This is a genomic window from Aurantimonas marina, from assembly GCF_017183135.1.
GTDB lineage: Bacteria > Pseudomonadota > Alphaproteobacteria > Rhizobiales > Rhizobiaceae > Aurantimonas > Aurantimonas marina.
This window is the reverse complement of the sequence record NZ_JADDXW010000016.1, coordinates 48,026-71,072: the sequence shown is the minus strand read 5'-3', so window position 1 is coordinate 71,072 and position 23,047 is coordinate 48,026. Positions and strand designations below refer to the sequence as shown.

28 protein-coding genes are annotated in these 23,047 nt (G+C 65.5%); 13 read left to right on the top strand and 15 right to left on the bottom strand.

Features of this window, described 5'->3' with window-relative positions; translation table 11 throughout:
• Positions 1–2: 2 nt before the first annotated feature.
• The gene (gene rpsA, locus ING15_RS16300; protein ID WP_206455893.1) at positions 3–1,706 is read left to right on the top strand and encodes a 30S ribosomal protein S1; all 1,704 of its coding nucleotides are present in this window, start codon (positions 3–5) and stop codon (positions 1,704–1,706) included.
• A gap of 115 nt (positions 1,707–1,821) precedes the next feature.
• Positions 1,822–2,433 carry a GNAT family N-acetyltransferase gene (locus ING15_RS16295; protein WP_206455892.1) on the top strand — a complete coding sequence of 204 codons (612 nt, stop codon included), beginning with the start codon at positions 1,822–1,824 and terminating at the stop codon, positions 2,431–2,433.
• A 51-nt stretch (positions 2,434–2,484) separates the two neighbouring features.
• Here the strand turns inward: ING15_RS16295 and hslV are convergent, their stop codons facing one another.
• Together hslV and ING15_RS16285 are read right to left on the bottom strand one after the other, a co-directional pair.
• Positions 2,485–3,048, bottom strand: coding sequence for an ATP-dependent protease subunit HslV (gene hslV / locus ING15_RS16290; protein WP_210348923.1), 564 nt, complete (start codon positions 3,046–3,048; stop codon positions 2,485–2,487).
• A gap of 64 nt (positions 3,049–3,112) precedes the next feature.
• Positions 3,113–3,526, bottom strand: a complete 414-nt coding sequence (locus ING15_RS16285; RefSeq protein WP_206455891.1) for a DUF2442 domain-containing protein — start codon at positions 3,524–3,526, stop codon at positions 3,113–3,115.
• Between the two features lie 348 nt (positions 3,527–3,874).
• On the opposite strand from ING15_RS16285, the gene hisB reads away from it, so the two are divergent.
• From hisB to hisA, 4 genes are read left to right on the top strand one after another with little or no spacing between them, the layout of a single operon-like run.
• A complete protein-coding gene (hisB, locus tag ING15_RS16275; protein WP_206455890.1) occupies positions 3,875–4,483 on the top strand; it encodes an imidazoleglycerol-phosphate dehydratase HisB in 609 nt (202 codons plus the stop codon).
• A gap of 25 nt (positions 4,484–4,508) precedes the next feature.
• Positions 4,509–4,991 carry a DUF2628 domain-containing protein gene (locus ING15_RS16270; protein WP_206455889.1) on the top strand — a complete coding sequence of 161 codons (483 nt, stop codon included), beginning with the start codon at positions 4,509–4,511 and terminating at the stop codon, positions 4,989–4,991.
• The gene (gene hisH, locus ING15_RS16265; protein WP_206455888.1) at positions 4,991–5,644 is read left to right on the top strand and encodes an imidazole glycerol phosphate synthase subunit HisH; all 654 of its coding nucleotides are present in this window, start codon (positions 4,991–4,993) and stop codon (positions 5,642–5,644) included. The genes ING15_RS16270 and hisH overlap by 1 nt, the downstream gene beginning before the upstream one ends.
• Before the next feature lie 5 nt (positions 5,645–5,649).
• On the top strand, positions 5,650–6,390 hold the full coding sequence (gene hisA, locus ING15_RS16260; protein WP_232845827.1) for a 1-(5-phosphoribosyl)-5-[(5-phosphoribosylamino)methylideneamino]imidazole-4-carboxamide isomerase: 741 nt from the start codon (positions 5,650–5,652) through the stop codon (positions 6,388–6,390).
• 58 nt (positions 6,391–6,448) lie between these two features.
• Here hisA and ING15_RS16255 read toward each other — a convergent pair whose 3' ends face one another.
• Positions 6,449–7,297: an alpha/beta fold hydrolase gene (locus tag ING15_RS16255; RefSeq protein WP_206455886.1), complete on the bottom strand. Its 849-nt coding sequence runs from the start codon at positions 7,295–7,297 to the stop codon at positions 6,449–6,451.
• Between the two features lie 20 nt (positions 7,298–7,317).
• On the opposite strand from ING15_RS16255, the gene ING15_RS16250 reads away from it, so the two are divergent.
• Positions 7,318–7,923 (top strand): Uma2 family endonuclease, encoded by a 606-nt coding sequence (locus tag ING15_RS16250; protein WP_206455885.1) that lies wholly within the window; start codon positions 7,318–7,320, stop codon positions 7,921–7,923.
• A 127-nt stretch (positions 7,924–8,050) separates the two neighbouring features.
• Here ING15_RS16250 and ING15_RS16245 read toward each other — a convergent pair whose 3' ends face one another.
• Positions 8,051–8,860 carry a DUF3800 domain-containing protein gene (locus ING15_RS16245; RefSeq protein WP_206455884.1) on the bottom strand — a complete coding sequence of 270 codons (810 nt, stop codon included), beginning with the start codon at positions 8,858–8,860 and terminating at the stop codon, positions 8,051–8,053.
• 41 nt (positions 8,861–8,901) lie between these two features.
• Between ING15_RS16245 and hisF the strand changes: the two genes are divergently transcribed.
• The 3 genes from hisF to coaA all read left to right on the top strand — a co-directional run bounded on the left by hisF (position 8,902) and on the right by coaA (position 11,117).
• Positions 8,902–9,687 carry an imidazole glycerol phosphate synthase subunit HisF gene (gene hisF / locus ING15_RS16240; protein ID WP_206455883.1) on the top strand — a complete coding sequence of 262 codons (786 nt, stop codon included), beginning with the start codon at positions 8,902–8,904 and terminating at the stop codon, positions 9,685–9,687.
• Positions 9,688–9,816: 129 nt separating this feature from the next.
• Positions 9,817–10,158, top strand: a complete 342-nt coding sequence (locus ING15_RS16235) for a phosphoribosyl-ATP diphosphatase (protein ID WP_206455882.1) — start codon at positions 9,817–9,819, stop codon at positions 10,156–10,158.
• Positions 10,158–11,117, top strand: coding sequence for a type I pantothenate kinase (coaA, locus tag ING15_RS16230; RefSeq protein WP_206455881.1), 960 nt, complete (start codon positions 10,158–10,160; stop codon positions 11,115–11,117). The genes ING15_RS16235 and coaA overlap by 1 nt, the downstream gene beginning before the upstream one ends.
• Positions 11,118–11,159: 42 nt before the next feature.
• Here coaA and ING15_RS16225 read toward each other — a convergent pair whose 3' ends face one another.
• Positions 11,160–11,774 carry an alpha-ketoglutarate-dependent dioxygenase AlkB family protein gene (locus ING15_RS16225; protein WP_206455880.1) on the bottom strand — a complete coding sequence of 205 codons (615 nt, stop codon included), beginning with the start codon at positions 11,772–11,774 and terminating at the stop codon, positions 11,160–11,162.
• A gap of 38 nt (positions 11,775–11,812) precedes the next feature.
• Positions 11,813–12,523: a helix-turn-helix transcriptional regulator gene (locus tag ING15_RS16220; protein ID WP_206455879.1), complete on the bottom strand. Its 711-nt coding sequence runs from the start codon at positions 12,521–12,523 to the stop codon at positions 11,813–11,815.
• A 377-nt stretch (positions 12,524–12,900) separates the two neighbouring features.
• Between ING15_RS16220 and hslU the strand changes: the two genes are divergently transcribed.
• Entirely contained in the window at positions 12,901–14,202 is a 1,302-nt protein-coding gene (gene hslU, locus ING15_RS16215; RefSeq protein ID WP_206455878.1) for an ATP-dependent protease ATPase subunit HslU, read from the top strand.
• 25 nt (positions 14,203–14,227) lie between these two features.
• Here the strand turns inward: hslU and ING15_RS16210 are convergent, their stop codons facing one another.
• The 5 genes from ING15_RS16210 to ING15_RS16190 form a co-directional block, all read right to left on the bottom strand.
• Positions 14,228–15,022, bottom strand: coding sequence for a class II glutamine amidotransferase (locus tag ING15_RS16210; protein WP_206455912.1), 795 nt, complete (start codon positions 15,020–15,022; stop codon positions 14,228–14,230).
• A 160-nt stretch (positions 15,023–15,182) separates the two neighbouring features.
• Positions 15,183–15,581 (bottom strand): helix-turn-helix domain-containing protein, encoded by a 399-nt coding sequence (locus ING15_RS16205; protein WP_206455877.1) that lies wholly within the window; start codon positions 15,579–15,581, stop codon positions 15,183–15,185.
• Positions 15,578–16,132: a Smr/MutS family protein gene (locus ING15_RS16200; RefSeq protein ID WP_206455876.1), complete on the bottom strand. Its 555-nt coding sequence runs from the start codon at positions 16,130–16,132 to the stop codon at positions 15,578–15,580. The genes ING15_RS16205 and ING15_RS16200 overlap by 4 nt, the downstream gene beginning before the upstream one ends.
• Entirely contained in the window at positions 16,129–17,235 is a 1,107-nt protein-coding gene (mltA, locus tag ING15_RS16195) for a murein transglycosylase A (protein WP_206455875.1), read from the bottom strand. Before mltA ends, ING15_RS16200 begins: the two co-directional genes overlap by 4 nt.
• Before the next feature lie 21 nt (positions 17,236–17,256).
• Positions 17,257–17,994: a Tim44/TimA family putative adaptor protein gene (locus ING15_RS16190; RefSeq protein WP_232845821.1), complete on the bottom strand. Its 738-nt coding sequence runs from the start codon at positions 17,992–17,994 to the stop codon at positions 17,257–17,259.
• Between the two features lie 133 nt (positions 17,995–18,127).
• Here ING15_RS16190 and ING15_RS16185 point away from each other — a divergent pair, with 133 nt between their 5' ends.
• Both ING15_RS16185 and secB read left to right on the top strand, forming a co-directional pair.
• Complete coding sequence (locus tag ING15_RS16185; protein WP_206455874.1) at positions 18,128–18,670, top strand: FxsA family protein; 543 nt, start codon at positions 18,128–18,130, stop codon at positions 18,668–18,670.
• Positions 18,671–18,899: 229 nt separating this feature from the next.
• Positions 18,900–19,424 (top strand): protein-export chaperone SecB, encoded by a 525-nt coding sequence (gene secB / locus ING15_RS16180; RefSeq protein WP_206455910.1) that lies wholly within the window; start codon positions 18,900–18,902, stop codon positions 19,422–19,424.
• A gap of 94 nt (positions 19,425–19,518) precedes the next feature.
• Here the strand turns inward: secB and dnaQ are convergent, their stop codons facing one another.
• The 4 genes from dnaQ to ING15_RS16160 form a co-directional block, all read right to left on the bottom strand.
• Positions 19,519–20,244, bottom strand: a complete 726-nt coding sequence (gene dnaQ / locus ING15_RS16175; RefSeq protein WP_206455873.1) for a DNA polymerase III subunit epsilon — start codon at positions 20,242–20,244, stop codon at positions 19,519–19,521.
• 103 nt (positions 20,245–20,347) lie between these two features.
• Complete coding sequence (gene coaE, locus ING15_RS16170) at positions 20,348–20,953, bottom strand: dephospho-CoA kinase (protein WP_206455872.1); 606 nt, start codon at positions 20,951–20,953, stop codon at positions 20,348–20,350.
• A gap of 34 nt (positions 20,954–20,987) precedes the next feature.
• Entirely contained in the window at positions 20,988–21,956 is a 969-nt protein-coding gene (locus ING15_RS16165) for a shikimate dehydrogenase (RefSeq protein ID WP_206455871.1), read from the bottom strand.
• A complete protein-coding gene (locus tag ING15_RS16160; protein ID WP_206455870.1) occupies positions 21,949–22,548 on the bottom strand; it encodes a Maf-like protein in 600 nt (199 codons plus the stop codon). The genes ING15_RS16165 and ING15_RS16160 overlap by 8 nt, the downstream gene beginning before the upstream one ends.
• Positions 22,549–23,047 lie beyond the last annotated feature (499 nt).

Sequence of the window (23,047 nt, the reverse complement as noted above, 5' to 3'; positions counted from 1 at the left end):
GAATGTCTAACTTAAACCCGTCCCGCGAAGATTTCGCCTCGCTGCTCGAAGCCTCGTTCCACGAACAGGACGTCGCCGAAGGCGCCGTGGTCAAGGGCACCGTCGTCGCGATCGAAAAGGACATGGCCGTCATCGATGCCGGCCTGAAGGTCGAGGGCCGTGTCGCCCTCAAAGAATTCGGCGCCAAGGGCAAGGAGAGCGATCTCAAGGTCGGCGACGTCGTCGAGATCTATGTCGAGCGCATCGAGAATGCGCTGGGCGAAGCCGTCCTGTCGCGTGACAAGGCGCGCCGCGAGGAAAGCTGGGTCAAGCTCGAGAAGCAGTTCGAAGCCGGCGAAAAGGTCGAAGGCCAGATCTTCAACCAGGTCAAGGGCGGCTTCACGGTCGACCTCGACGGCGCCGTTGCCTTCCTGCCGCGCTCCCAGGTCGACATCCGGCCGATCCGCGACGTCACGCCGCTGATGAACACGCCGCAGCCCTTCCAGATCCTCAAGATGGACAAGCGCCGCGGCAACATCGTCGTCTCGCGCCGCACCGTCCTCGAAGAGAGCCGGGCCGAGCAGCGCTCCGAGATCGTCCAGAACCTCGAAGAGGGTCAGACCGTCGACGGCATCGTCAAGAACATCACCGACTACGGCGCCTTCGTCGACCTCGGTGGCATCGACGGCCTCTTGCATGTGACCGACATGGCCTGGCGCCGCGTCAACCATCCGACCGAGATACTGCAGATCGGCCAGACGGTGAAGGTCCAGATCATCCGGATCAACCAAGAGACGCACCGCATCTCGCTCGGCATGAAGCAGCTCGAGGCCGATCCGTGGGACGGCATCGGCGTCAAGTATCCGATGGGCGTCAAGGTCACCGGCCGCGTCACGAACATCACCGACTACGGCGCGTTCGTCGAGCTGGAGCCGGGCATCGAGGGCCTCATCCACGTCTCCGAGATGTCCTGGACGAAGAAGAACGTCCATCCGGGCAAGATCCTCTCCACCTCCGAAGAGGTCGAGGTGGTCGTTCTCGAGGTCGACCCGAACAAGCGCCGCATCTCGCTCGGGCTCAAGCAGACGCTTTCCAATCCCTGGGAGTCGTTCCGCGACCAGTTCCCGATCGGCACGATCGTCGAGGGTGAAGTCAAGAACAAGACCGAGTTCGGCCTGTTCATCGGGCTCGAAGGCGATGTCGACGGCATGGTCCACCTCTCCGACCTCGACTGGAACCGTCCGGGCGAGCAGGTCATCGAGGAGTTCAACAAGGGCGACATGGTCAAGGCGCAGGTGCTCGACGTCGATATCGACAAGGAGCGCATCTCGCTGGGCATGAAGCAGGTCGGCGGCGATCCGTTCGTCGAGGCGGCGGAAGCCGGTGACGTGCGCCGCGGCGCCGTGGTCACCTGCGAGGTCACCGAGGTCAAGGACGGCGGTCTGGAAGTGAAGATCGTCGATACCGATCTCACCTCCTTCATCCGCCGCGCCGACCTCGCCCGCGACCGCGACGAGCAGCGCCCCGAGCGCTACTCGGTCGGCCAGAAGATCGACGCCCGCGTCACGCAGTTCGACAAGAAGGCCCGCCGCGTCGGCGTGTCGATCAAGGCGCTGCAGATCGCCGAGGAGAAGGAAGCCGTCGCGCAGTTCGGTTCGACCGATAGCGGCGCTTCGCTCGGCGACATTCTCGGCGCGGCCCTGAAGGGACGCGGCGACGAGGAATAGGCCGCAAGGCCATCGCTCTCGGCGCCTTCGGGCGCGGGGCGTTCCACGTGAATCAGCAAAGCCCGCGGCGATCGCTCGCCGCGGGCTTTTCCGTCTAATCGCTGGAGATATCCGCATGACCCTGCCCGACGGTTTCACGCCGATCGCGCCCGGCAAGATCGCCGCCATCGCCACGGTCCTGGAAATGACCGCGCCACCCACGCCGGTGTCGGCTGAGGCGGCGCCAGCCGACACCCCCTGGCGTCTCGATCCGATCCCGACCCCCGACCCGTGCTGGTACGAGGATCTCTATCGCCGCGTCGGCGCCGCCCATCTGTGGTATTCCCGGCTTGCCCTGCCAGCCGAGGCACGACGCGCCACGATCCAGCATCCCGATATCGCAATCCACGCGCTTTGTGTCGAAGGCCGCGCGGAGGGCATCGTCGAATTGGATTTCAGGGAGACCGAGAGCTGCGAGCTGGTCTTCTTCGGCGTCACCGAACCGCTGATCGGCACGGGTGCCGCGCGTTACATGATGGGCCGCGCCATCGCCATCGCCTTCGCGCGGCCGATCGCACGGCTATGGCTGCACACCAACACCATGGACCATCCGAAGGCGATGGCATTCTACCGCCGCAGCGGTTTCCGGCCGGTCCGACAGATGGTGGAGATTGCCGACGACCCGCGCCTCACCGGACTGTTCGCGCCGGAGACCACACCCCGGGTACCGATCTTTCCGGCAGGCTGAAAGCGCGACCTTCGGGATGTCGGCCGACAGGCGAAGCATGCCACACAGGTCTCAGGCCGTGTCGAGGCTCTCAACCACCACATTGTCGTTGGTGTAGATGCAGATCTCGGCGGCGATCTTCATTGCCCGGCGGGCAATTTCCTCGGCGTCGTAATCGGTCTCGGCCAGCGCCCGCGCGGCGGCGAGCGCGTAATTGCCGCCAGAGCCGATGGCGATAACGCCATGCTCCGGCTCCAGCACGTCGCCATTGCCGGTCAGCGTCAGGGTCACCTGTCTGTCGGCGACGATCATCATCGCCTCAAGACGCCTCAGATAGCGGTCGGTGCGCCAGTCCTTGGCGAGCTCGACGCAGGCGCGCATCAGCTGGTCGGGATATTGCTCGAGCTTGGCCTCCAGCCGCTCCAAGAGCGTGAAGGCGTCGGCCGTGGCACCGGCGAAGCCGGCGATGACGGCGCCTTCCTTGCCGATGCGGCGGACTTTCTTCGCGTTGCCCTTCATCACGGTGTTGCCGAGCGACACCTGGCCGTCGCCGGCGATCACCACCTTGCCGCCCTTGCGGACAGTGACGATGGTAGTGCCGTAGATCGTGGCCGGATCGTGGTTCTGAATGCTCATAGTCGCGTCCTTTTCATCCGCGTCCCATGTGGACCCGGCGAAAGGGATTGCCAAGTGGCGACGATCACCCAGCCGCCTTGCGCGGTCGTCCGCCCTTGGCCCCGTTCGTTCGGGACGCGGCGATCTTCGCGACGGTCCGGGCCTTGCCGCCTTTGCGCGCCACATCGACGAAGGAGCGTGTCCCGAACACCCCGGCCATCAAACCGGCAATGGTGAAGTCGGCGTCGAGCGCTTCCCAGTGCAGGCCGTCGTCTCCGAGAATTTCGACATCACCCAGTTCGGCGTCCGACGCCATTTCGAGCCCCTGGAGGGACCGGGCCGGGACCATGAAAGCGGCTCCGTTGATGAATTCGACGACGATCCGGCCGGTTTCCGAATCAAAATGGACAGAAGAGGGTCGAGGTTGCCCGGTGCCGGCTTGCTTACCGCGCCGCGTCGCTGCGTCGTACTCGGCATCTGTCAGTTCGAACTCAGCCATGAATCTCCTCCCACCGCCGGAGCAGCGCTGCCTGATGTTCCGCAACCAACGCCAGCGCCTTGCGCAACTCGCCCTTGGTCATGCGCCTTTGCTCGATCACCGCCGGCCGTGCGCCGGTTCGTGATCGTTGAGGTAGATAACCACGCGTAGCCCGAGGGAACGCAGGACAGTGACCATGACAGCATTTAACCCAACCGGTTGGGTTTCTCAATAATGCGCTGATGAAGGACCGAGGCTGTCAATCTACCCGATTGCAAGGGAATGTGCGGCCTCTCCGGCATGCCCCCATGACAGAGCCACAGCCCCGGTGCTAGAAGCCGGACGACATCCGCGAGAAGGCGACAGCAAATGGGCGAGACAGCCGGACGGCGCGACGCCGTCGTCGAGAGAAAGACCAAGGAAACCGAGATCCGCGTGCGCGTCGACCTCGACGGCACCGGCCGGTCGACCATCGCGACCGGGGTCGGCTTCTTCGACCACATGCTGGAACAACTCTCGCGCCATTCGCTGATCGACATGGACGTCGCGGCGAAGGGCGATCTCCACATCGACGATCACCACACGGTCGAGGATACCGGCATCGCGCTCGGCCAGGCGATCAGACAAGCGCTCGGCGAGCGACGCGGCATCCGGCGCTACGCCTCGCTGGATCTGGCCATGGACGAATGCCTGACCCGCGCGGCGATCGACGTGTCGGGCCGGCCGTTCCTGGTGTTTTCGGCCGATTTCACCCGCGACAAGATCGGCGGCTTCGACACCGAATTGGTGCGTGAATTCCTCCAGGCGCTGGCTCAGAACGCCGGCGTGACGCTGCACGTCACCAATCTGGCCGGCGCCAACGCCCACCACATCGCCGAGACCTGCTTCAAGGCGGTGGCGCGCGTCCTCGGCGACGCCGTCGCTATCGATCCCCGCCAGGCCGACCTCGTGCCGTCCACCAAGGGCATGCTGGCGTGAGCCGGACAGCGCGGAAGAGCCCATCATGGCGCTGAGCCGCTTCATCGTCTTCGAGCCGCCGGAGAACGACCGGGCCAAGGACACCGTGTTCGTGCGCGATGCGTTCTCGATCTGGGCGTTCCTGTTCACCTTCCTGTGGCTTTTCCGCTACCGCCTCTGGTTGGCCGGGATCGCCGCGCTCGTCCTTTTCGTCGCCATCTCGCTGCTCGGCGAGCAGGGCTTCGACTTGACGGCGGCCATCCTGCAATTCCTGCTCGGCCTTCTGATCGCGCTGGAGGGACCGACCCTTCGCGCCGCAAGGTATCGGCGCAAGGGCTGGCGCGAGACGGCGGCGTTTCAGGCCGCTGGGCTGTCGGAGGCCGAGATGGTCTATTATGGCGGCGATCGCCGGCCGGCCGACGCTACCGCCGTACAGCCAGCGCTCGCCGCCGCTCCGTGGACGGCCGAGCGCCGCAAACCGGCGCCGGCCCGCACCGGCGGCTTCTTCGGCACGATGGGAGCGCGCTGATGCAGCGCGTCGCGATCATCGACTATGGCTCGGGCAATCTGCACTCGGCAACGAAGGCCTTCGAGCGCGCCGCCCGCGAGGCCGGCATCGATGCCGCAATCCTGCTCACCGCCGATCCGGAAACCGTGCTGCGGGCGGACCGGATCGTCCTGCCGGGCGTCGGCGCCTTTGCCGACTGCCGGGCCGGGCTCGATGCCGTGCCCGGCATGGTCGCGGCGCTGCGCGAGGCGGTGGAAGCCAAGGCGCGTCCGTTCCTCGGAATCTGCGTCGGCATGCAGCTGATGGCCTCGCGCGGGCTCGAAAAGACCATCACGCCGGGGCTCGGCTGGATTGCCGGCGACGTCGAGAAGATGGTCCCCTCCGATCCGGCGTTGAAACTCCCGCAGATCGGCTGGAACACGATTCACGTGAGACACGCGCACCCGCTGCTGACCGGCATCCCGACCGGCGACGCGGGACTACACGCCTATTTCGTCCATTCCTATCAGCTCCTCGCGACGAACGAATCCGACGTCATCGCCACGACCGACTATGGCGGCCCTGTCACCGCGATCGTTGCCAGCGGCAACAAGGCCGGCACCCAGTTTCACCCCGAAAAGAGCCAGAGGTTCGGCCTGGCTCTCATCGGCAATTTCCTCCAATGGACGCCTTGAAACCCTTGCCCATTCTCTTCCCCGCCATCGATCTCAAGGACGGCGCCTGCGTGCGCCTCAAGCTCGGCCTCATGGACGAGGCGACGGTCTACAACGCCGACCCTGCCGCGCAGGCACGGGAGTTTCGCGACGCCGGCTTTACCCACCTGCACGTGGTCGACCTCAACGGCGCCTTCGAGGGCAAGGCCGTCAATGGCGGCGCGGTGGAAGCGATCGTCGCGGCGGTCGGCGCGGGTATGAAGATTCAGCTCGGCGGCGGCATCCGCACGCTGGCCGACATCGAGCGCTGGCTGGAGAAGGGACTGGCGCGGGTCATCCTCGGCACGGTGGCGGTTCGCGATCCGGAGCTCGTAAAGCAGGCCGCGCGCGCCTATGCCGGCCGTATCGCCGTCGGCATCGACGCCAAGGGCGGCAAGGTCGCGGTCGAGGGCTGGGCGGAGACGTCCGAGCTGACGGCCGTCGATCTGGCCCGCCGGTTCGAGGACGCGGGCGTTGCCGCGATCATTTACACCGACATCGACCGGGACGGGGTGCTGGCCGGCATCAACTGGGACTCCACAATCGATCTGGCCGAGGCCATTTCCATTCCCGTCACTGCGTCGGGCGGCCTCGCCTCGCTCGCCGACGTCGTGCGGCTGACCATGCCGGACGCCCACAGACTCGAAGGCGCAATCTCCGGCCGGGCGCTCTATGACGGGCGGATCGATGCACGGGAGGCGCTGGAGGTGCTGCGGGACGCGGGCTGACAGCGTCCGGATGTTTCACGTGAACCGCGACGAGGATGTCCCAGCTGGTCGGAAGGGCTCAGGAGTTTACACCTTCCAAAAACGCCGCCACGGCCTGGTTGAACGCCTCGGGCGCATCGAGATTGGCGACATGGCCGCCCTCAACCCGGACGATTTCAGCCCGGCCGATCCGGCGGGCGATCTCGGCGGCGTGATCGACCACCAGCGACACCTCGTCGTCGCCCAGAATGACCAGGCAGGGGATGTCGAGCGCGCGGATTGCCGCCGGGTCCGCCGCCACGATCGCTTCGTAGGTCGCGAGAATCGCCGCCGGCGGCATGGTGGCGAAGCCGGCAACGAAGTGCCGTTCGGCGTCGGCTCCCACCCATTTTTTGCCGAACAGTGCCCGAACCGCCGCGATACCCAGCCGCGCGGTGCGGCGCCGGCCGAAAAGCAGGAACAGCGGCGACAGGATGCGCTGCGGCCCCAGTGCTTCCAGGATCGATCGGACCGGGCCGTGCAGCGAGAGGGCGAGTGGCGTGTCGGCGAGGATCAGCGCGTCGACGCGCTCAGGCTGTTGCGCCGCCATCTCCAGCGCCACCATCCCGCCAAGCGACACCCCGCCGAGCGACACGCGATCGATGCCGAGCGCGTTGAGAAACCGGAATCCATCCTCGGCGAGGGTTTCCACCGAGAGGCCGGCGGTATCGCCACGCGTTTCGCCGTGGCCGCGGAAATCGGGGGCGACGACCCGCCGAGACCGCGACAGCGCCGGTATCTGCGCCGACCACACCGCCTTGGTCTGGACCGCGCCATGCAGCAGCAGCAGGGGCGGGGCGCCCGTCTCGGTTACCGCTGCGGCATCGCGATAGGCGACCGTCAGATCGCCGGCCTCGATCGTCCGTTTTAGCGCCGCGTCGCTGGCCATTGCCGCTCCAGAACCGTCCGATGGATTTGGCCTTCATCGAAGACCCGTTCGGCTCTATCATGGTCGCCATGAATATCCAGGCATCGGCCATCAGAACGACGGAGGACTTCCTGCGCTGGAACGAGGGGCGCGAGGGAAAGCGCGAATTCGTGCGGGGGAGGATCGTCGAGATGATGGTCAACGTATCGCGGAACCACGCCAAGCTGGCCTATCTGCTGGGCCTGGCACTCGGCGCGAAACTCGACCTCGCCGCCTTCGACATCGGCTCGGCGGATTTCGCCGTGAAGACGCCCGCGGGCGTTCGCTATCCGGACGTCTTCGTCGACCGCGCCGGCGGTAGCGGTTCGGACCTTGCCGCTCGCGAACCGGTTCTCTTGGCGGAAATCCTGTCGCCTGCCTCGCTAGCGGTCGACTTCGGGGAAAAGGTAGAGGAATACACCGCGATCCCGTCGCTTTCGCACTATCTTGTCCTTGCCCAGGACGAGCCCCGGGTCTGGCTGTGGAGCCGGGACGACACCGGGGCCTTCGCCAGGCCGGACATGATCGTCGGACGCGACGAGACCGTGCCGCTCACCGGCCTCGGCGTCACGCTGGCCCTTGCCGATCTGTATCGCGGCGTCGGATGATTCGATGCGAACCTAACAATCTTCAGGTCGTCTGCTCCACGCGGTTCCCGCTAAGGGACTCGCAGGACTCTGTTTTCTTGATTTGTCAAGAGGAACTTGACGTTCCTAGTCTGTTTCCCTATTTTGTTTATAAATGGATTGGGGTTTCCCGGTCGGCGTTAGGCTCTGGAATATTCCGGGGCCTTTCGCTTTTAGGGATGAAGATTCCTCGCTTTGCTGACGCGTCCTTGGAGTATCCAGATAGCTTGGCTTCGATCGTCTCGTAGGCGCGGTTTGGCTGGCTTGGGCGCACAAAACGCAAGCCAATTGGCCGTGCAACCAGATCAGCGAGTTGCATGCCGGTGGAGTTGGTTTTCTTGTCCGCTAGAATAATCCGGAAGCCATCCATACGAACCCGCAAATCGTTCTGGCCCTGAATGATTCGAAAAAACTCCAATTCGAGCTCTGCATCCTCCTTCGCCCCTCTTTTTTCAAATATAAAGTGAGTGACGTTTGATTCTTGCCCTCTTGATCGCAGAAAGCGATACGCGCCTTGCAGACCTAATTTGAGCGAGACATGGTACGGATGATCAGGAAACATGTCCGACGTGATCAAACGTTTGTCGATCACACATGAAAATACCCTAAAGCGCGCTCGCGCGACGAGTGAAGAAAGTTCCTCATTGAAGCGCGCCCTGAGGTTCCTGTCTGTCAATATCCGAAAATCGTTGCTTTGCTGGCGAATCTCGCGTTCATGGAGCACCACTGCATCGTGCCCGAAATATCGGAATTTGAAGTCCTGAAAGCGGGGCACGATTGACGAGGAATAGGTCCGCTTGCGAAAGCCGCATAGCGCCAAACAAAAAACGGGATATGCCGGATCGATCGATCTGAGCGAATGGTCGCCGCTCTCATCGGCATAGAAAACGAAGTCTGAATAGTTGGGCGTTTTTGGCAACAAAACCCCTCTTGCAATCCACTTAAACTAGATCATTTCCCATGACCCTCAAGGCGCGCATCATTCCCTGTCTCGACGTCAAGGACGGCCGCGTCGTCAAGGGCGTCAACTTCGAGGGGCTGGTCGATGCCGGCGATCCGGTGGCCGCGGCGCAGATCTATGATGCCGCCGGCGCCGACGAGCTCTGCTTTCTCGATATCGCCGCCTCCTCCGACAACCGCGAGACGATCCTCGACGTCGTCGCCCAGACCGCCGAGCACTGTTTCATGCCGCTGACCGTGGGCGGCGGCGTGCGCGCCGTATCCGACGTCCGACGCCTGCTTCTGGCCGGTGCCGACAAGGTTGCGATCAACACCGCCGCGGTAAACCGGCCGGAACTCGTCGCCGAGGCGGCCGACAAGTTCGGCGACCAGTGCATCGTCGTTGCCATCGACGCGCGGCGGGTCACCGCGACGGGCGAGGAGCAACGCTGGGAGATCTTCACCCATGGCGGGCGCACCGCGACCGGGATCGACGCCATTTCCTTCGCCCGGCGCGTGGTCTCGCTCGGGGCCGGCGAAATTCTCCTCACCTCGATGGACCGCGACGGGACCAAATCCGGCTTCGACCTCGATCTCACCCGCGCGGTCGCGGACGCGGTTGGCGTGCCGGTGATCGCATCGGGCGGCGTCGGCACGCTGGACCACCTCGTCGAGGGAATCCGCGACGGCCACGCGACGGCGGTCCTCGCCGCCTCGATCTTTCACTTCGGCACCCATACGATCGGCGAAGCCAAGGCGCATATGGCGGCGGCTTCCATCCCGATGCGGCTCGACCCGGTCGACTGAGCGATGGGTCGCGAGATTCGCATCCGCTCCAACGCCGCTGTAGATGTCTCAACGACAGCCAGCTTCAGGCCGACGATCGCCTGCGCATTCTTGAAAGACGCTGGAAAGACCGCATAGCGAAAGGTCATCATGACAGACTTCACCCTCGCCGATCTGGAGACGATCGTCGCCGCGCGTGCCACGTCCGAGGATAGCGGCTCCTACACGGCCTCGCTGGTCGCCAAGGGCATCGGCCATGTCGCCAAGAAGCTCGGCGAGGAGGCGACCGAGACCGTTATCGCCGCGGTTTCGCAGGACGACGAGCGACTGACGTCGGAGGCGGCCGATCTCCTCTATCATCTCCTGGTCGCGCTGCGAGTCCGCCATGTGCCGCTGTCGGCGGTGATGGCGGAGCTCGGACGGCGGACGGCGCAAACGGGAATCGCAGAGAAAGCCGGACGGCCGCATGATCCCGGTCGAGTGAGCGACTGATGGACCAGCTCGCGCCCTCGAAGTTCTCGCCCTACCGTGTCTTCTCGGCGGCCGAATGGGCGAAATTCCGCGCCGACGCCCCGCTGACACTCACCGAGGACGAGGTTCGCCGGTTGCGCTCGATGGGCGATCCGGTCGATCTCGACGAGGTCGCCCGCATCTATCTCGCCGTCTCGCGCCTGCTCTACGCCCATGTGGAATCCTCGCAGCTTTTGTTCGGCCAGCGGCAGCGCTTCCTGTCGGAGGGTGGGGCGCATCCCAAGACGCCGTTCATCATCGGCATCGCTGGCTCGGTCGCAGTCGGCAAGTCGACCACCGCGCGCGTGTTGAAGGAACTTCTGGCCCGCTGGCCGTCCTCGCCCAAGGTCGATCTGATCACCACCGACGGCTTCCTCTACCCCAATGCCGTGTTGGAGGCCGAAGGCCTGATGCAGCGAAAGGGCTTTCCCGAGAGCTACGACGTCAGCGCGATCCTGCGTTTCCTCTCCGAGATCAAGGCGGGTGTGCCGCGGGTCGAGGCGCCGGTCTATTCGCACTTCGTCTATGATGTCGTGCCGGGCGAGCGCATCACCATCGATCGGCCCGACATCCTGATCTTCGAAGGGCTCAACGTCCTGCAGGTGCGCGACATGCCGAAGGACGGCAAGGCCGTGCCGTTCGTCTCCGACTTCTTCGACTATTCGATCTATATCGACGCCGACGAGGTCGATATCCAGCGCTGGTACGTGGAACGTTTCATGCGGCTGCGCGAGACGGCGTTCCGCGAGACCGGATCGTTCTTCCACCGCTATTCGCAGGTGTCGCCCGAAGAAGCCCTGACGATTGCCGAGGGCCTGTGGAGCAACATCAACGGCAAGAACCTCTACGAGAACATCCTGCCGACGCGCCCGCGCGCCGACCTGATCCTGCGCAAGGGGCCGAACCACCTGACCGAGCAGGTCGCGCTGCGCAAGCTGTGAGGCCCGTGCATTCTGAGAATCCGCGGCGGCCGGCGCGGGCGCTCACGCCGGGCGCGTCACCCGCCTGAGCGTGAGATTGATGCGGCCGCCGTTCTTCAACAGCGCCGAGGTGGCCGGATAGATCCGGTCGACGCCATGATAGGCGAGGCGCCCCTCACCGCCGAGCACGACGATGTCGCCGGATTGTAGCCGGATCGAGGTGGTTCGTCCGCCGCGCGTGGTCTCGCCGACCCGGAACAGGCAGTCGTCGCCGAGCGAGATCGACACCACCGGCGCCGCCAGATCCTCTTCGTCGCTATCCTGATGCAGACCCATCTTGGTGCCGGTCTCATAGAAATTGACCAGGCAGGCCTCGGGCGGATGGTCGAAACCCGACATCTCCTCCCAAATTCGCAAAAGCTGGGGCGGCATCGCCGGCCAAGACGCGCCGGTCACCGGATGAGTGGGTTGATAGCGATAACCAGCTCGGTCGGCGACCCAGCCGAGGCCGCCGCAATTGGTCATGCGCACCGACAGCGGCTTGCCGGTGCGCGGCATCACCGGCTGAAACAGCGGCGCCGCCGCGACGACGGCACGAATCGCCTCGAGCAACGCCACCTGCTCTTCGCGGGAAAGATGGCCCGGACTATGCCGGACGCCTTTGGGAAGCACGTTCATGATAGCTCAGTCCGACGCATCCACATGACGATCGCTGCTCACGATAGATAGCCGAGCTGCGCCGCCAGCGCGACGGCATGGGTACGGTTCGATGCGTTCACCTTGCGCGTCGCTGCAGCGAGGTACTGGGAAATCGTGTATTCGGACAGCGACAGGATGGTGCCGATCTCCGACGAGGTCTTGCCCAGCATCGCGAGCTTCAGGCAATCGCGCTCGCGCGTCGACAGGGGGTTGTTCTTGCGGTTTTCCTCGAAGCGCGCCGCCGCCAGCATGCCGAACACCGAGAAGGCGATCAGGTGCAAGTCACGCACCGTCTGCGCCGACAGATCGGGGGCCTTGCCGGCGAACGACAGGGCGCCGTTGAAGGCCGTCAGGCCATGCACCGGCAATAGCGCTCCTGCCAGATAGCCCTCGTCGAGCAGCATCTGGGCCGCCGGACTCGGCTCGGGTTCGTCGGCGCCGTAGAGCGTCTCGATGTCCCAGACGAATGGCATCGGATCGGCACGCAGCGCGCCCACGACCAGCTTGAAGTGGTGCAGCCCGAGTTGCTCGTAGGAGCGGGCGAAGCCATCCGACCAATTGCCGAGGAGGTAGCGCGTGGCCATGCCGCCATCGTCGGTCGATGGCATCGCCAGGACGGCCACGTGCGAGAAGCCGTAATCTGCCGCAATTCTACTGAGCAGTGTCGCGAGGCGCTCGTCATCCCAGGGCGCCGCGAGGGCCTTGAGGCGTTCGAGCGCGCAGCTCATGACACCTCCGTCTCCGGAAAAACGTCCCGTTCCCTTCGGTCTTGCGGCCGGTTCAAACCGTCGCCGCCCGCTCCTATTGCCCCGAATCCGCCCATCGCCGCCGCCTCTCGCAATCTCCCGTCTCCACGTCTCGATTCCCGTTAAGGGTCCCCGAATCGTACAGGCTATCTTGATCCCAATCCGGGCTGGATTGGTAGCCTTGACAATCGTCTCCAAGGTCGTCGCCTGTGCGTGTTCTTGCCGCATGCGTCGGTTCCAAAGGCGGCCCAACGGGTGGCAAGGGCGAACTGTAACCCCCATGTAGCAGCCAGAATCTTTTTGCCCCCGGTGAAAACGACCCCATCGGCGCTCCCCCTCTCATCCAACCAGAAGACGTCATGACTGATTTTTCCCCCCGCGAGATCGTCTCCGAACTCGATCGCCACATCATCGGCCAGAAGGACGCCAAGCGCGCCGTCGCGGTGGCGCTGCGCAATCGCTGGCGGCGCCAGCAGCTTGAAGGCAGTCTGCGTGAAGAGGTGATGCCCAAGAACATCCTGATGATCGGACCCACCGGCGTCGGCAAGACCGAGATCTCCCGCCGTCTCGCGCGGCTCGCCGGCGCGCCGTTCATCAAGATCGAGGCGACCAAGTTCACCGAAGTCGGCTATGTCGGCCGCGACGTCGAGCAAATCATCCGCGACCTCGTCGAGATCGGCATCGGGCTGGTGCGCGAGAAGAAGCGCGAGGAGGTGAAGGCGAAGGCGCATCAGGGCGCCGAGGACCGGGTGCTGGACGCGCTGGTCGGCAAGACCGCCTCGCCATCGACCCGCGATTCCTTCCGCAAGAAGCTGCGATCGGGCGAACTCGACGAGAAGGAAATCGATATCGAGGTCGCCGATACCGGCAACCCGATGGGCGGCATGGAAATCCCCGGCATGCCCGGCGCCAACATCGGCGTACTCAATCTGTCGGAGATGTTCGGCAAGGCGATGAACCGCACCAAGCAGCGCCGTACCAGCGTGCGCGAGAGCTACGAATTCCTGATCGGCGAGGAGTCCGACAAGCTGCTCGACCAGGAGCAGCTGGTGCGCGAGGCGATCGACGCGGTCGAGAACAACGGCATCGTCTTCCTGGACGAGATCGACAAGGTGGCGAACAAGGACGGGCATTCGGCCGGCGTTTCGCGCGAAGGTGTGCAGCGCGATCTCCTGCCCCTTGTCGAGGGCACCACGGTCGCGACCAAGCACGGCCCGGTGAAGACCGATCACATTCTGTTCATCGCGTCCGGCGCGTTCCACGTCTCCAAGCCATCGGACCTTCTACCCGAGCTACAGGGTCGGCTACCGATCCGCGTCGAGTTGCGAGCGCTGACCAAGGAGGACTTCCGCCGCATCCTCACCGAAACCGAGGCCTCGCTGATCAAGCAATATATCGCCCTGATGAAGACCGAGAATGTCGATCTGGAGATCACCGACGACGCCATCGACGCCATCGCCGACACGGCGGTGGCGCTCAATGGCTCGATCGAGAACATCGGCGCGCGGCGTCTGCAGACGGTGATGGAGCGGGTGCTCGACGAGATTTCCTTCGAGGCGCCCGACAAGCCCGGCGAGAGCTACCGGGTCGACGCCGCCTATGTGCACAAGGCGCTCGACGGCATCGCCGGCGATACCGATCTGTCGCGGTTCATCCTCTAAAGCAGCGACCCGGCGGCCGGCGGTCTCACGCAGCAGCGCGTGCCGCTACGGCAAGCTCGAACGGGACGATCCGCGGGGCACCGTCGCGCCGTGCGACCAGCACCGAGGCCGGCGGCACGATCGTCCAGTTTCCGGTGTCCGCGTCGCAGGGCTCCGACGCGACGACGATCCCGTCACCCTCGCGGCGCCAGTACAGGGACGGCGGCAGGCCGTCATTGGCCCAGCGATAGGCCCAAAAGGTCTCGCCGTCGCTGTGGACGGCGGCGAAGCGGAGCGGCGCGGTTTCCCCGGTCGCGCGAACCGTCGTCGCGATCGTGGAGAGGGTCGCCGCGATGGCGGCGACCGGATCGTCGTCCAGTCCACATCCCAGTGCCGCCAGGAAGATTGCCTCCGAATCGCTGGTGCCTCGCCGTCTGGGATAGAGCGCGTCCGGGATGAGGGCGTCGATGCCCCGGCGCAGCCGCTCATAGCCGCCGATCTGGCCGTTGTGCATGAACAGATGCCGGCCGTCGGCGAAAGGATGGCAGTTGGCGGTGGAGACCTCGCCGTAGGTCGCCGAACGGACATGCGCCAGGAACAGCGGTGAGCGGATCTGGCGACAGAGCGAAACGAGATTGGCGTCCGACCAGGCCGGCGATATGCCGCGATAGACGCCGGCCTCGGGGCGCTCTCCATACCAACCGATACCGCAGCCGTCGCCATTGACGATCGTCTTGGCTTCGCGTGCCGCCAGCGACTGGGAGATCAGCGAGGCGCGCGGTTCGACCAGCAGCCGATCGAGAAAGATGGGCGGGCCGGCATAGGCAAGAAGTCGGCACATCGGGCGTGACACCGCGAGAGGGTTGGCCACGACCGTGTCGTCGCCGGACGGACCAGTTTCGTGGGTCATGGTTAACGGATGCTTAAGAATTCGCCCTGAGCCCGTCCGTTTCACGTGAATCGACCGCCGGAGGCCGCGGCTGCCCCCTTGCAACCCGCAGCTACCGTCGTCGCCGCTTTTCCTTCAGCGCCGCCTCGGCCCGCGTCGCCGCTGTCTCCAGCGCGGCGAGCAGACGCTTGACGTCGTCGGCGGGAAGGATCGCGATGGTCTCGGCAAGCCGGTTGGCCAGCGCCGTCGCATCCGGGCTCAGTCCGGCGGTTTCGACCGTGACCTTCGGATGCGAGAGTTCGGCCAACCGCTCCAGCTCCTCCGCCTCATCCCAGATCACATTGAGATAGCCGATGATGCGCTGCAGGAGTTCCCAGGTCGGGCGTCCGCGCCGGCCGTGTTCGAGCGCCGAGAGATAGGCGCTCGAAATCCCGAGCGCGGCGGCCATTTCGCCCTGGGACACGCCGCGCTCCTTGCGCATGACGCGGATCTTCTCGCCGAGTGGGGTCATGAGAAGCGCCTCACTCGGACATAGAGCGCGCCGTCGCCGCCGTGATGACGCTCGGCGCTGTCGAAGCCGGACACCAGCGGCCGGAATTCCGGCCCTGCGAACCACAGCGGCACCACCCGGCGCAAGACCCCGCGCGAGCCGAAGGCCGAACCGGGTCGCGCACCCCGGCCGGTAATGACGAGCACATGGCGCAGGCCCATCGCCTGCGCCTGGCGCAGAAAGCCGATCAGCGCGTCATGGGCGCCGCCCTGGGTCATTTCATGCAGGTCGATGCGCGCCTCGATGCCGAGCCGCCCCTTGGCGATCTTGCGCCGCGTCGGTTTTTCAATGGGATGCTGGGTCAGGCGCCGGCCCGGGCGCTCTGGCACCTGCCGGTCGGCCGAGCCAGCATCCTCGCTCTGACCGCGCGTCGCGGAAAAGGCTTCGGAGAGCCGATCCGGCGGTTCCTCCGGCATTTGGGGATGCACCTTGCCCTTCAGTGGCATGGCGGTGCGCGCGACGCTCGCCCACAGGCGGGCATCCTCGCCGCTGAGCCGCCGCCCCCGCCTCATCGGACGAGACTCTCGGCGAGCCCCGCCGGCACCAGGACGGAAAAATCCGCTGCATGGCGAATCCGCCCGGCGATCCTTCCCGCCTCCGGTCCCGATCCGACGAAGATGTCGGCGCGGGCGGGTCCGAGAATGGCCGAGCCGGTATCCTGCGCGATCATCAGGCGGCGGAACCGCTCACCCGCCACGACAAGCTGCGGCGCGTCGATGAAATAGGGCACGCAGAAGGTCGCGAGTTCCCGGTCGACCGCGATCGAGGCCAGCGCCGTGAGCGGCACCTTCGCCGCGCTGATCGGGCCCTTTGCCGGGTCATCCACCGGCATTTCCCGAAAGAAGATGAAGGAGCGGTTGCGGTTGAACAGCGCCTGCCGCCGCTCGGGATGTGCCGTCAGCCATCCCCTGATGCCGTCCATGTCGGCTTCAGCCAGCGTCAGTTCGCCCTCATCGACCAGGCGACGGCCGATCGCGGTGAACGGATGGCCGGTCTTGGCGGCATAGCCGACACGGATCTCGCGTCCGTCCGACAGACGCAGCCGAGCCGATCCCTGAATGTGGATGAAGAACGCCTCCACCGGATCATCGAGCCAGGCGATTTCCAGACCCTGTCCGGCCAGCGCCCCGGCTTCGATCGCCGCGCGGTCGGGATATTCCTCGAGCAGCCCGCAGGGAGCGCGGCGCGCGAAGCGGAAATATGGGTCAAGCCCCGGGGGGCGCGACACGTCGTCGATCTTCACCAGATCCGGCGGTGGCGCGTAGAGCGGGAACCGGAATTTGCCTGTGCGCACCGGCGAAGCGGCGACGACCGGCTCGTAATAGCCAGTGACGAAGCCCGATGCCTCGGTCCCGGCGCCGTCCGGCACGATGCGCAGCGGCACAAAATGCGTCTCGAAGAAGGACCGTCCGGCGGCCTTGTCCAGCTCTTCGGCCGCCAACGCCGCCTCGGCCGCGATGCGAAAGGCACCTGGCGCAATGTCCAGCTTTCCCGCAGCCACCTGGTCCTCGACGATCCGGGTAGCGCTGCCGCGAAACGCGGCAAAGGCCAGGGCGTGATCGGCTCCGGCCCAGCCCGGCAGTTCGGCAAAGCTGCGGCGCACGAAACGGGTCATCGAACGACTCGCCGATCCGGTTCAGTCTTCTTCGGATTCGGTCCCGGCCAGCTTCCAGTTCGGATCGCGCGAGCGGGTATCGCGCGAGAAGGTCCAGACGTCCTTGACCTCGACAACGGCTTCGGGATCGCCGTCGACGATCTCACCATCCGGCTTCAGCACGGCGGAAATCAACTGCGCGACGATGCGCACCGTGACCAAAGCCTCGCGGTCCTTTTGCTCGGCCGAGACGATGATCGCGTCGTCGATGCCGACAAAGGAGGACTGCATGCGCTCGCCGCGCTGTTCACGGTCGGTGATCGCCTGCTCGAAGCCCTGATAGACCTCGTTCGACAACAGGTTCTTCAAGACCTTGCGGTCGCTATCGGCAAAGGCGGTGACGATCATCTCATAAGCGAGCTTGGCGCCCTCGAGGAATTCCCTCGGCTCGAAATTCGGGTCAGCATCGCGGATACGGCGCAGCTCCGTATTCAGAGGCGTGCCGGGCGCGGCCAGCTTGTCGATGGCCTCATAGGTGGTCTCAGGCGCGGCGGCATCGCTGCCGCCGGGCAGCCTGCGATGCGGCAGTGTGACGACGTTGTCGTTCGGTGCGGTTTCCTCCGGCCGCCGTTCCTGACGGGAATAGGGGTCGAAGGGCGGACGCTCGCTGCCGGTACGCCGCCCGAGCACACTGCGCAGCTGAAACAGGACGATCGCCGCAAGTACTATGAAAAAGATCGTCCCGAAACTCATTGGTGCCGTCGCCTCGCCGTCGCCCATGCCATCCGCTCCCATATAGAGACGGCAGGCGATGCATTCAAATTCGTTCCCGGACTTCCTATCTCATCTTGCGATGCGATGGTGCCCGAAATGCGCTTGAGGGGCATTATGCCGTCAAAGGAGTGACCAAACCATGCCCTTCGCCCTAATTCCCTTTCTGCTGCTGGTAATACCGATCCTCGAGATCGCCGTGTTTATCCTGGTCGGCAACGCGATCGGCCTGTGGCCAACGCTCGGCCTCGTCTTGTTGACCGCCATCATCGGCACGCTTTTGCTGAAGCAGCAGGGCCTGTCCACCCTGGCACGCATCCAGGCCGACATCCGCGCCGGACGCATGCCGGGCCGCGAGTTGGTGCATGGCGTGATGATCGCGATCGCCGGCGTTTTGCTTTTGACCCCCGGCCTCGTCACGGACACGCTCGGATTTCTCCTGTTCGTGCCGAAAATCCGCGACGGCATCTGGAATTTCATGAAAAGCCGCGTCATCGTCGTGGCGCAGGGGTCCGGAACGTGGAATCCCGGCACCCGCGGCCCCCAACCCGATCCGCGGGCTGGCGGCGGGCCGGACGTGGTCGATCTCAGCGGCGAGGAGTTCGAGCGCCGGCCCGATCCCTCCTCGCCCTGGAACGACAAGCGCGAGGGTGACGACACGCCGCAAGGCCGCATCCTGCACTGAGCCGGGCGCGACGCGGGATCGCCTTCGTCTTGTCCTCGCCTTGACCGCGTGATAGCGCTCGCGCCCACCATTTTCGTGCCGCTCCGGGCCAGTACCGGGGCCGCAAAAGCGGGGTGAGGTCGAGCGGAAACCGGTTTCGCCCGCATCCCGCGCCAACATGACCGAGCCCGACGCGGCGCCCGCTTTGGCGGTGATCCAGGCCGGGACCAGCATCAAGACGGGAGCCAACATGTCCGAGACCAACGACCAGAAGACCAACGGCAATGGTGCCGCCACCGGCGACGGCGCAGCGACGACCGCCACGCCGCCCAGCATCAACATCCTCACCCAGTATATCCGCGATCTCTCCTTCGAGAGCCCGAACGCCCCGGGCGTGTTGCGCGGCCAGACCAAGGCGCCGGGTATCAATATCGGGGTCAATGTCGGCGCCAATCCGATCGAGGGCTCCGACGGCGACTACGACGTGCGGCTGACGCTGAACGCCAAGGCCGGCGAGGGCGCCGACCTGATGTTCAACGTGGAGCTCGAATATGGCGGCGTCTTCAAGCTGCAGAATTTTCCGCAGGAGCACATTCTGCCGGTGCTGTTCATCGAATGCCCACGGCTGTTGTTCCCCTTCGCCCGCCAGGTGATGGCCGATGTGACCCGCAATGGCGGCTTTCCGCCGCTGATGATCGACCCGATCGACTTCTCGCAACTGTTCCAGCAGCGCATGGCCGAGGAGCGCGCCCGCCAGAAGGTCCAGACCGGCTGAGGCGGACGCCTGCCATCAGACTTGAATGACAAACGCCGGCGGCATCACGCGATGCCGCCGGCGTTTCGGTGAGCAGCACCTTGAGCCGGCGCGATCAGGCGTCGGTGGTTTCCGCCGCCCGCGGGCGCTCCAGAAACCGCCACCACAGCGCCTCCTCGCCCAACGTCGCGACGAAGGCGCGGTGGCTTGCGGCCTCTTCCGCCGTCAGCCGCGGCGGCAACGGCACCGGCCGCGGCTCGATCCGGCCGAAATCGCCATCCGTCCCGTCGCCGGCGGTATCGGTCTCCACCGCCAGTCCCAGCGCCGCCTGCCGCCCGCCGATCAGTTCGATATAGACCTCGGCGAGCAGCTCCGAATCCAAGAGCGCCCCGTGCTTGTCACGGCGGCTGGTGTCGATCGAAAAGCGCGAGCACAGCGCGTCGAGCGTCGCGGGCGCCATCGGGAACTTGCGCCGCGCCATCGGCAACGTGTCGATGACGCGCGAGGCCTCGATCGGCGGCTGGCCGATGCGCTTCAGCTCGGCGTTGAGAAACCGCGTGTCGAAGACGGCGTTGTGGGCGATCAGCCGGGCGCCGGCGAAGAACTCGAGGAATTCCTCGGCAATCTCCTCGAACAGCGGCTTGTCGGCCAGGAATTCGTCGGAAATGCCGTGGACGTCGAAGGCGCCGGGATCGACCTTGCGGCCGTCCGGCCGGACGAAGGTGTGGTAGCTCTTGCCGGTCGGAATGTGGTTCCACAACTCGACGCCGCCGATTTCGATCACCCGCTCGACCTCCGGGTCGAGGCCCGTGGTTTCGGTGTCGAAGACGATTTCCCGCATGCTGGCCCCCGCTTTGGGGGTGTTGTCGTTCAGGCGGGACGGCGAGGCAAGGGGCGGGGTGGAGATGGTGGCCGGTATCCACCGGCGATGTGGGTGTTCGTGTCTATTCTGAAAGCAAAGTGTCCTCACCCCCGCAGAGGTCCGCCACCACCGCCGCGACCGCCGCGCGGGTGGCGTCGAAGCCGCCGCCGGTGTCGATGACGATGTCGGCGCGGGCGCGTTTTTCCGCGTCCGGCAGCTGCTTGGCCAGGATCGTTGCAAATTTCTCCTCGCTCATGCCGGGCCGGCGCAGCACCCGCTCGCGCTGTGTCTCGGCCGGCGCGCTGACCACCACGACCTTGTCGCAGCGGGTCTCGGCGCCGGTCTCGTAAAGCAGCGGAATGTCGAGCACCGCGAGTTTCGCGCCGGAGTTTCGCGCGGCGTCGAGAAACGCCTGTTCCTCCGCGCGCACCAGCGGGTGCACGATCGCCTCCAGCCGTTTGAGCGCGGCGGGATCGTTCAGCACCCTTGCCGCCAGCGCCGCGCGGTCGACGATGCCGTCGCTCACCGTGCCCGGAAAGGCCGCTTCGATCAGCGGTGCGGCGCGGCCGGCATAAAGCCGATGCACCGCAGCGTCGGCATCATGCACCGGCACGCCTTCGTCCGCGAACATGGCGGCGGCGGTCGATTTGCCCATGCCGATCGAGCCGGTGAGGCCGAGGACGATCATCGCTCGCCCTGTCCGCGCCGGCCTCGCATCACCGTCAGACCCCGCTCTCGATGTCGCGGATGATTTTCGCGCGCAGTGCCTCGCTGACCGCCGGGCGCTGGCCGAACCAGCGCTCGAAGCCCGGCACCGCCTGGTGCAGCAGCATGCCGAGCCCGTCGGCATGGCGCAGTCCGCGTTGCTCGGCCGCTTGCAGGGTCGGCGTCATCAGCGGCACATAGACGATGTCGGTGACCAGCGCGTGGTCCGGCAGCGCCGACAGATCCGGCAGCTTCGGCGCGAACCAGTCCGGGGTCTCGTCGTCGGGGTCCGGCGCCGGGATCGGCACGGTGTTGACCAGCAGGTCGGCGGTCCTGAGCTGCGCGTCCCGCTCCGCCTCGCCATGGCCGCTGACACGGGGCCCGAAGCGCGCCGCCAGTTCCTCGGCCCGCTCGATCGTGCGGTTGACGATCCGCACGGCTTTGACGTCGCGCTTCAACAGCGCGAAGACTACGGCCCGCGCCGCGCCGCCGGCACCGAGCACCACCGCCGTTTCAACATCGGCCCAGCCCGGCAGCCGTTCGTCGAGATTGGCCGCGAACCCATAGGCGTCGGTATTGCCGCCGACCAGCCGGCCGGATTTTTCAAACCACAGCGTATTCACCGCGCCGATCGCCTCCGCCGCCGCGTCCCGCCGCGAGGCCGCGGCAAAGGCGGCGAGCTTGTGCGGGATCGTCACATTGCCGCCGACAAAGCCGTTCTTGCGCAGGCTCTTCAGGAATTCGGCGATCTCCTCTGGCGGCACGCCGACGCGACTATAGGAGCCGGCAAGGCCGAATTCGGCGAGCCAGCTCTGATGGATCACCGGCGAGCGCGAATGCCACACCGGCCAGCCGGTGACAAAGGCTTTTGGGCCGTTGGGGGTCGCCTGGACATCGCGCGGATCGAAGATCGAGCCTTCGCCGCGCGGGCGGGACGCGCCGCTGACGTAAGGACTCGGCGTCCACTCCGCCTCGGGTTCAGCCATCGATCTCGCCCCGTTCGCGCAGCTCTTTCAAGAGCGGCAGCAGCGGCAGGCCGATGATGGTAAAATAGTCGCCCTCGATCCTCTCCATCAGCTGAATACCTTCCTTCTCGATCTGATAGGCGCCGACGCTGGTCGTCGCCTTCTGGCCGGCGGCGGCGAGATAGCGGCCGATAAAGCCCGGATCGAGCGGACGCAAGGTGATCGCGGCCGTGGCGACATGCCGCCAGGTGACCACGCCGTCCTCGACCAGGACGACGGCACTGTTCAGCGTATGGGTGCGGCCAGAGAGCTTCAGAAGCGTACGCCGCGCCTCCTCCATGTTTGCCGGCTTATAGAAGACCTCGTCGTCGAGGGAGAGCGTCTGGTCGGCGCCGATGACGATCTCGCCCGGATGGCGCTCGGAAACGTCCGTCGCCTTTGCCTCGGCGAGGACGGCGGCGACATCTTCCGGTCCGACCCCTGATTTCAGCAACGGCGCCTCGATCGCTCGTTCGTCGAGTTCGCAGGCTTCGACCGTGAAATCGATGCCGGCGTTCTTGAGCAATTCCTTGCGGTGGATGCTGCCGGAGGCGAGCACGATGCCTTTGGCCATTCCGTCCCCATTTAACCGTTTCTTCACGTCCGATGGGTTTGATAGCGTCTTGAGGAACGAAACGCCATTGGCGCCCCTCGGGACTCGATTCGGCATCGCTTCGCAAGGGGCCGGCCGCCTCCACCCCCGGAATTCCGCCGGGCCTGTGGGTTAAGGAAGCGTTAAGCCGGCCCGCCGCCGTGACGCTCCGGACCGAGGCGCATAAGTCGGCTTTCGTCCACAATTGGCGGCGATGCACGGCCTGTGTGCGCGTAGCCCAGCATTTGTGGACAGCGCGTGTTCATCCCACGCTTTCCACAGCTCCCGGACAGGTTTCCGGCCACGCGGATGCCTCGCTAACATCCTGACAAATTTCGCGGATGCCCTAAAAGTTTAACGTTTCTCACACCGCTGGTCCGAAACCGATCGTCGCAGGCTGTGGACGAGCGTGAAACGCCTGCCATCTACCGCCGCTTGTGAATTCCGGCTATCCACCGACTCATAGAATCAAAATAACGAT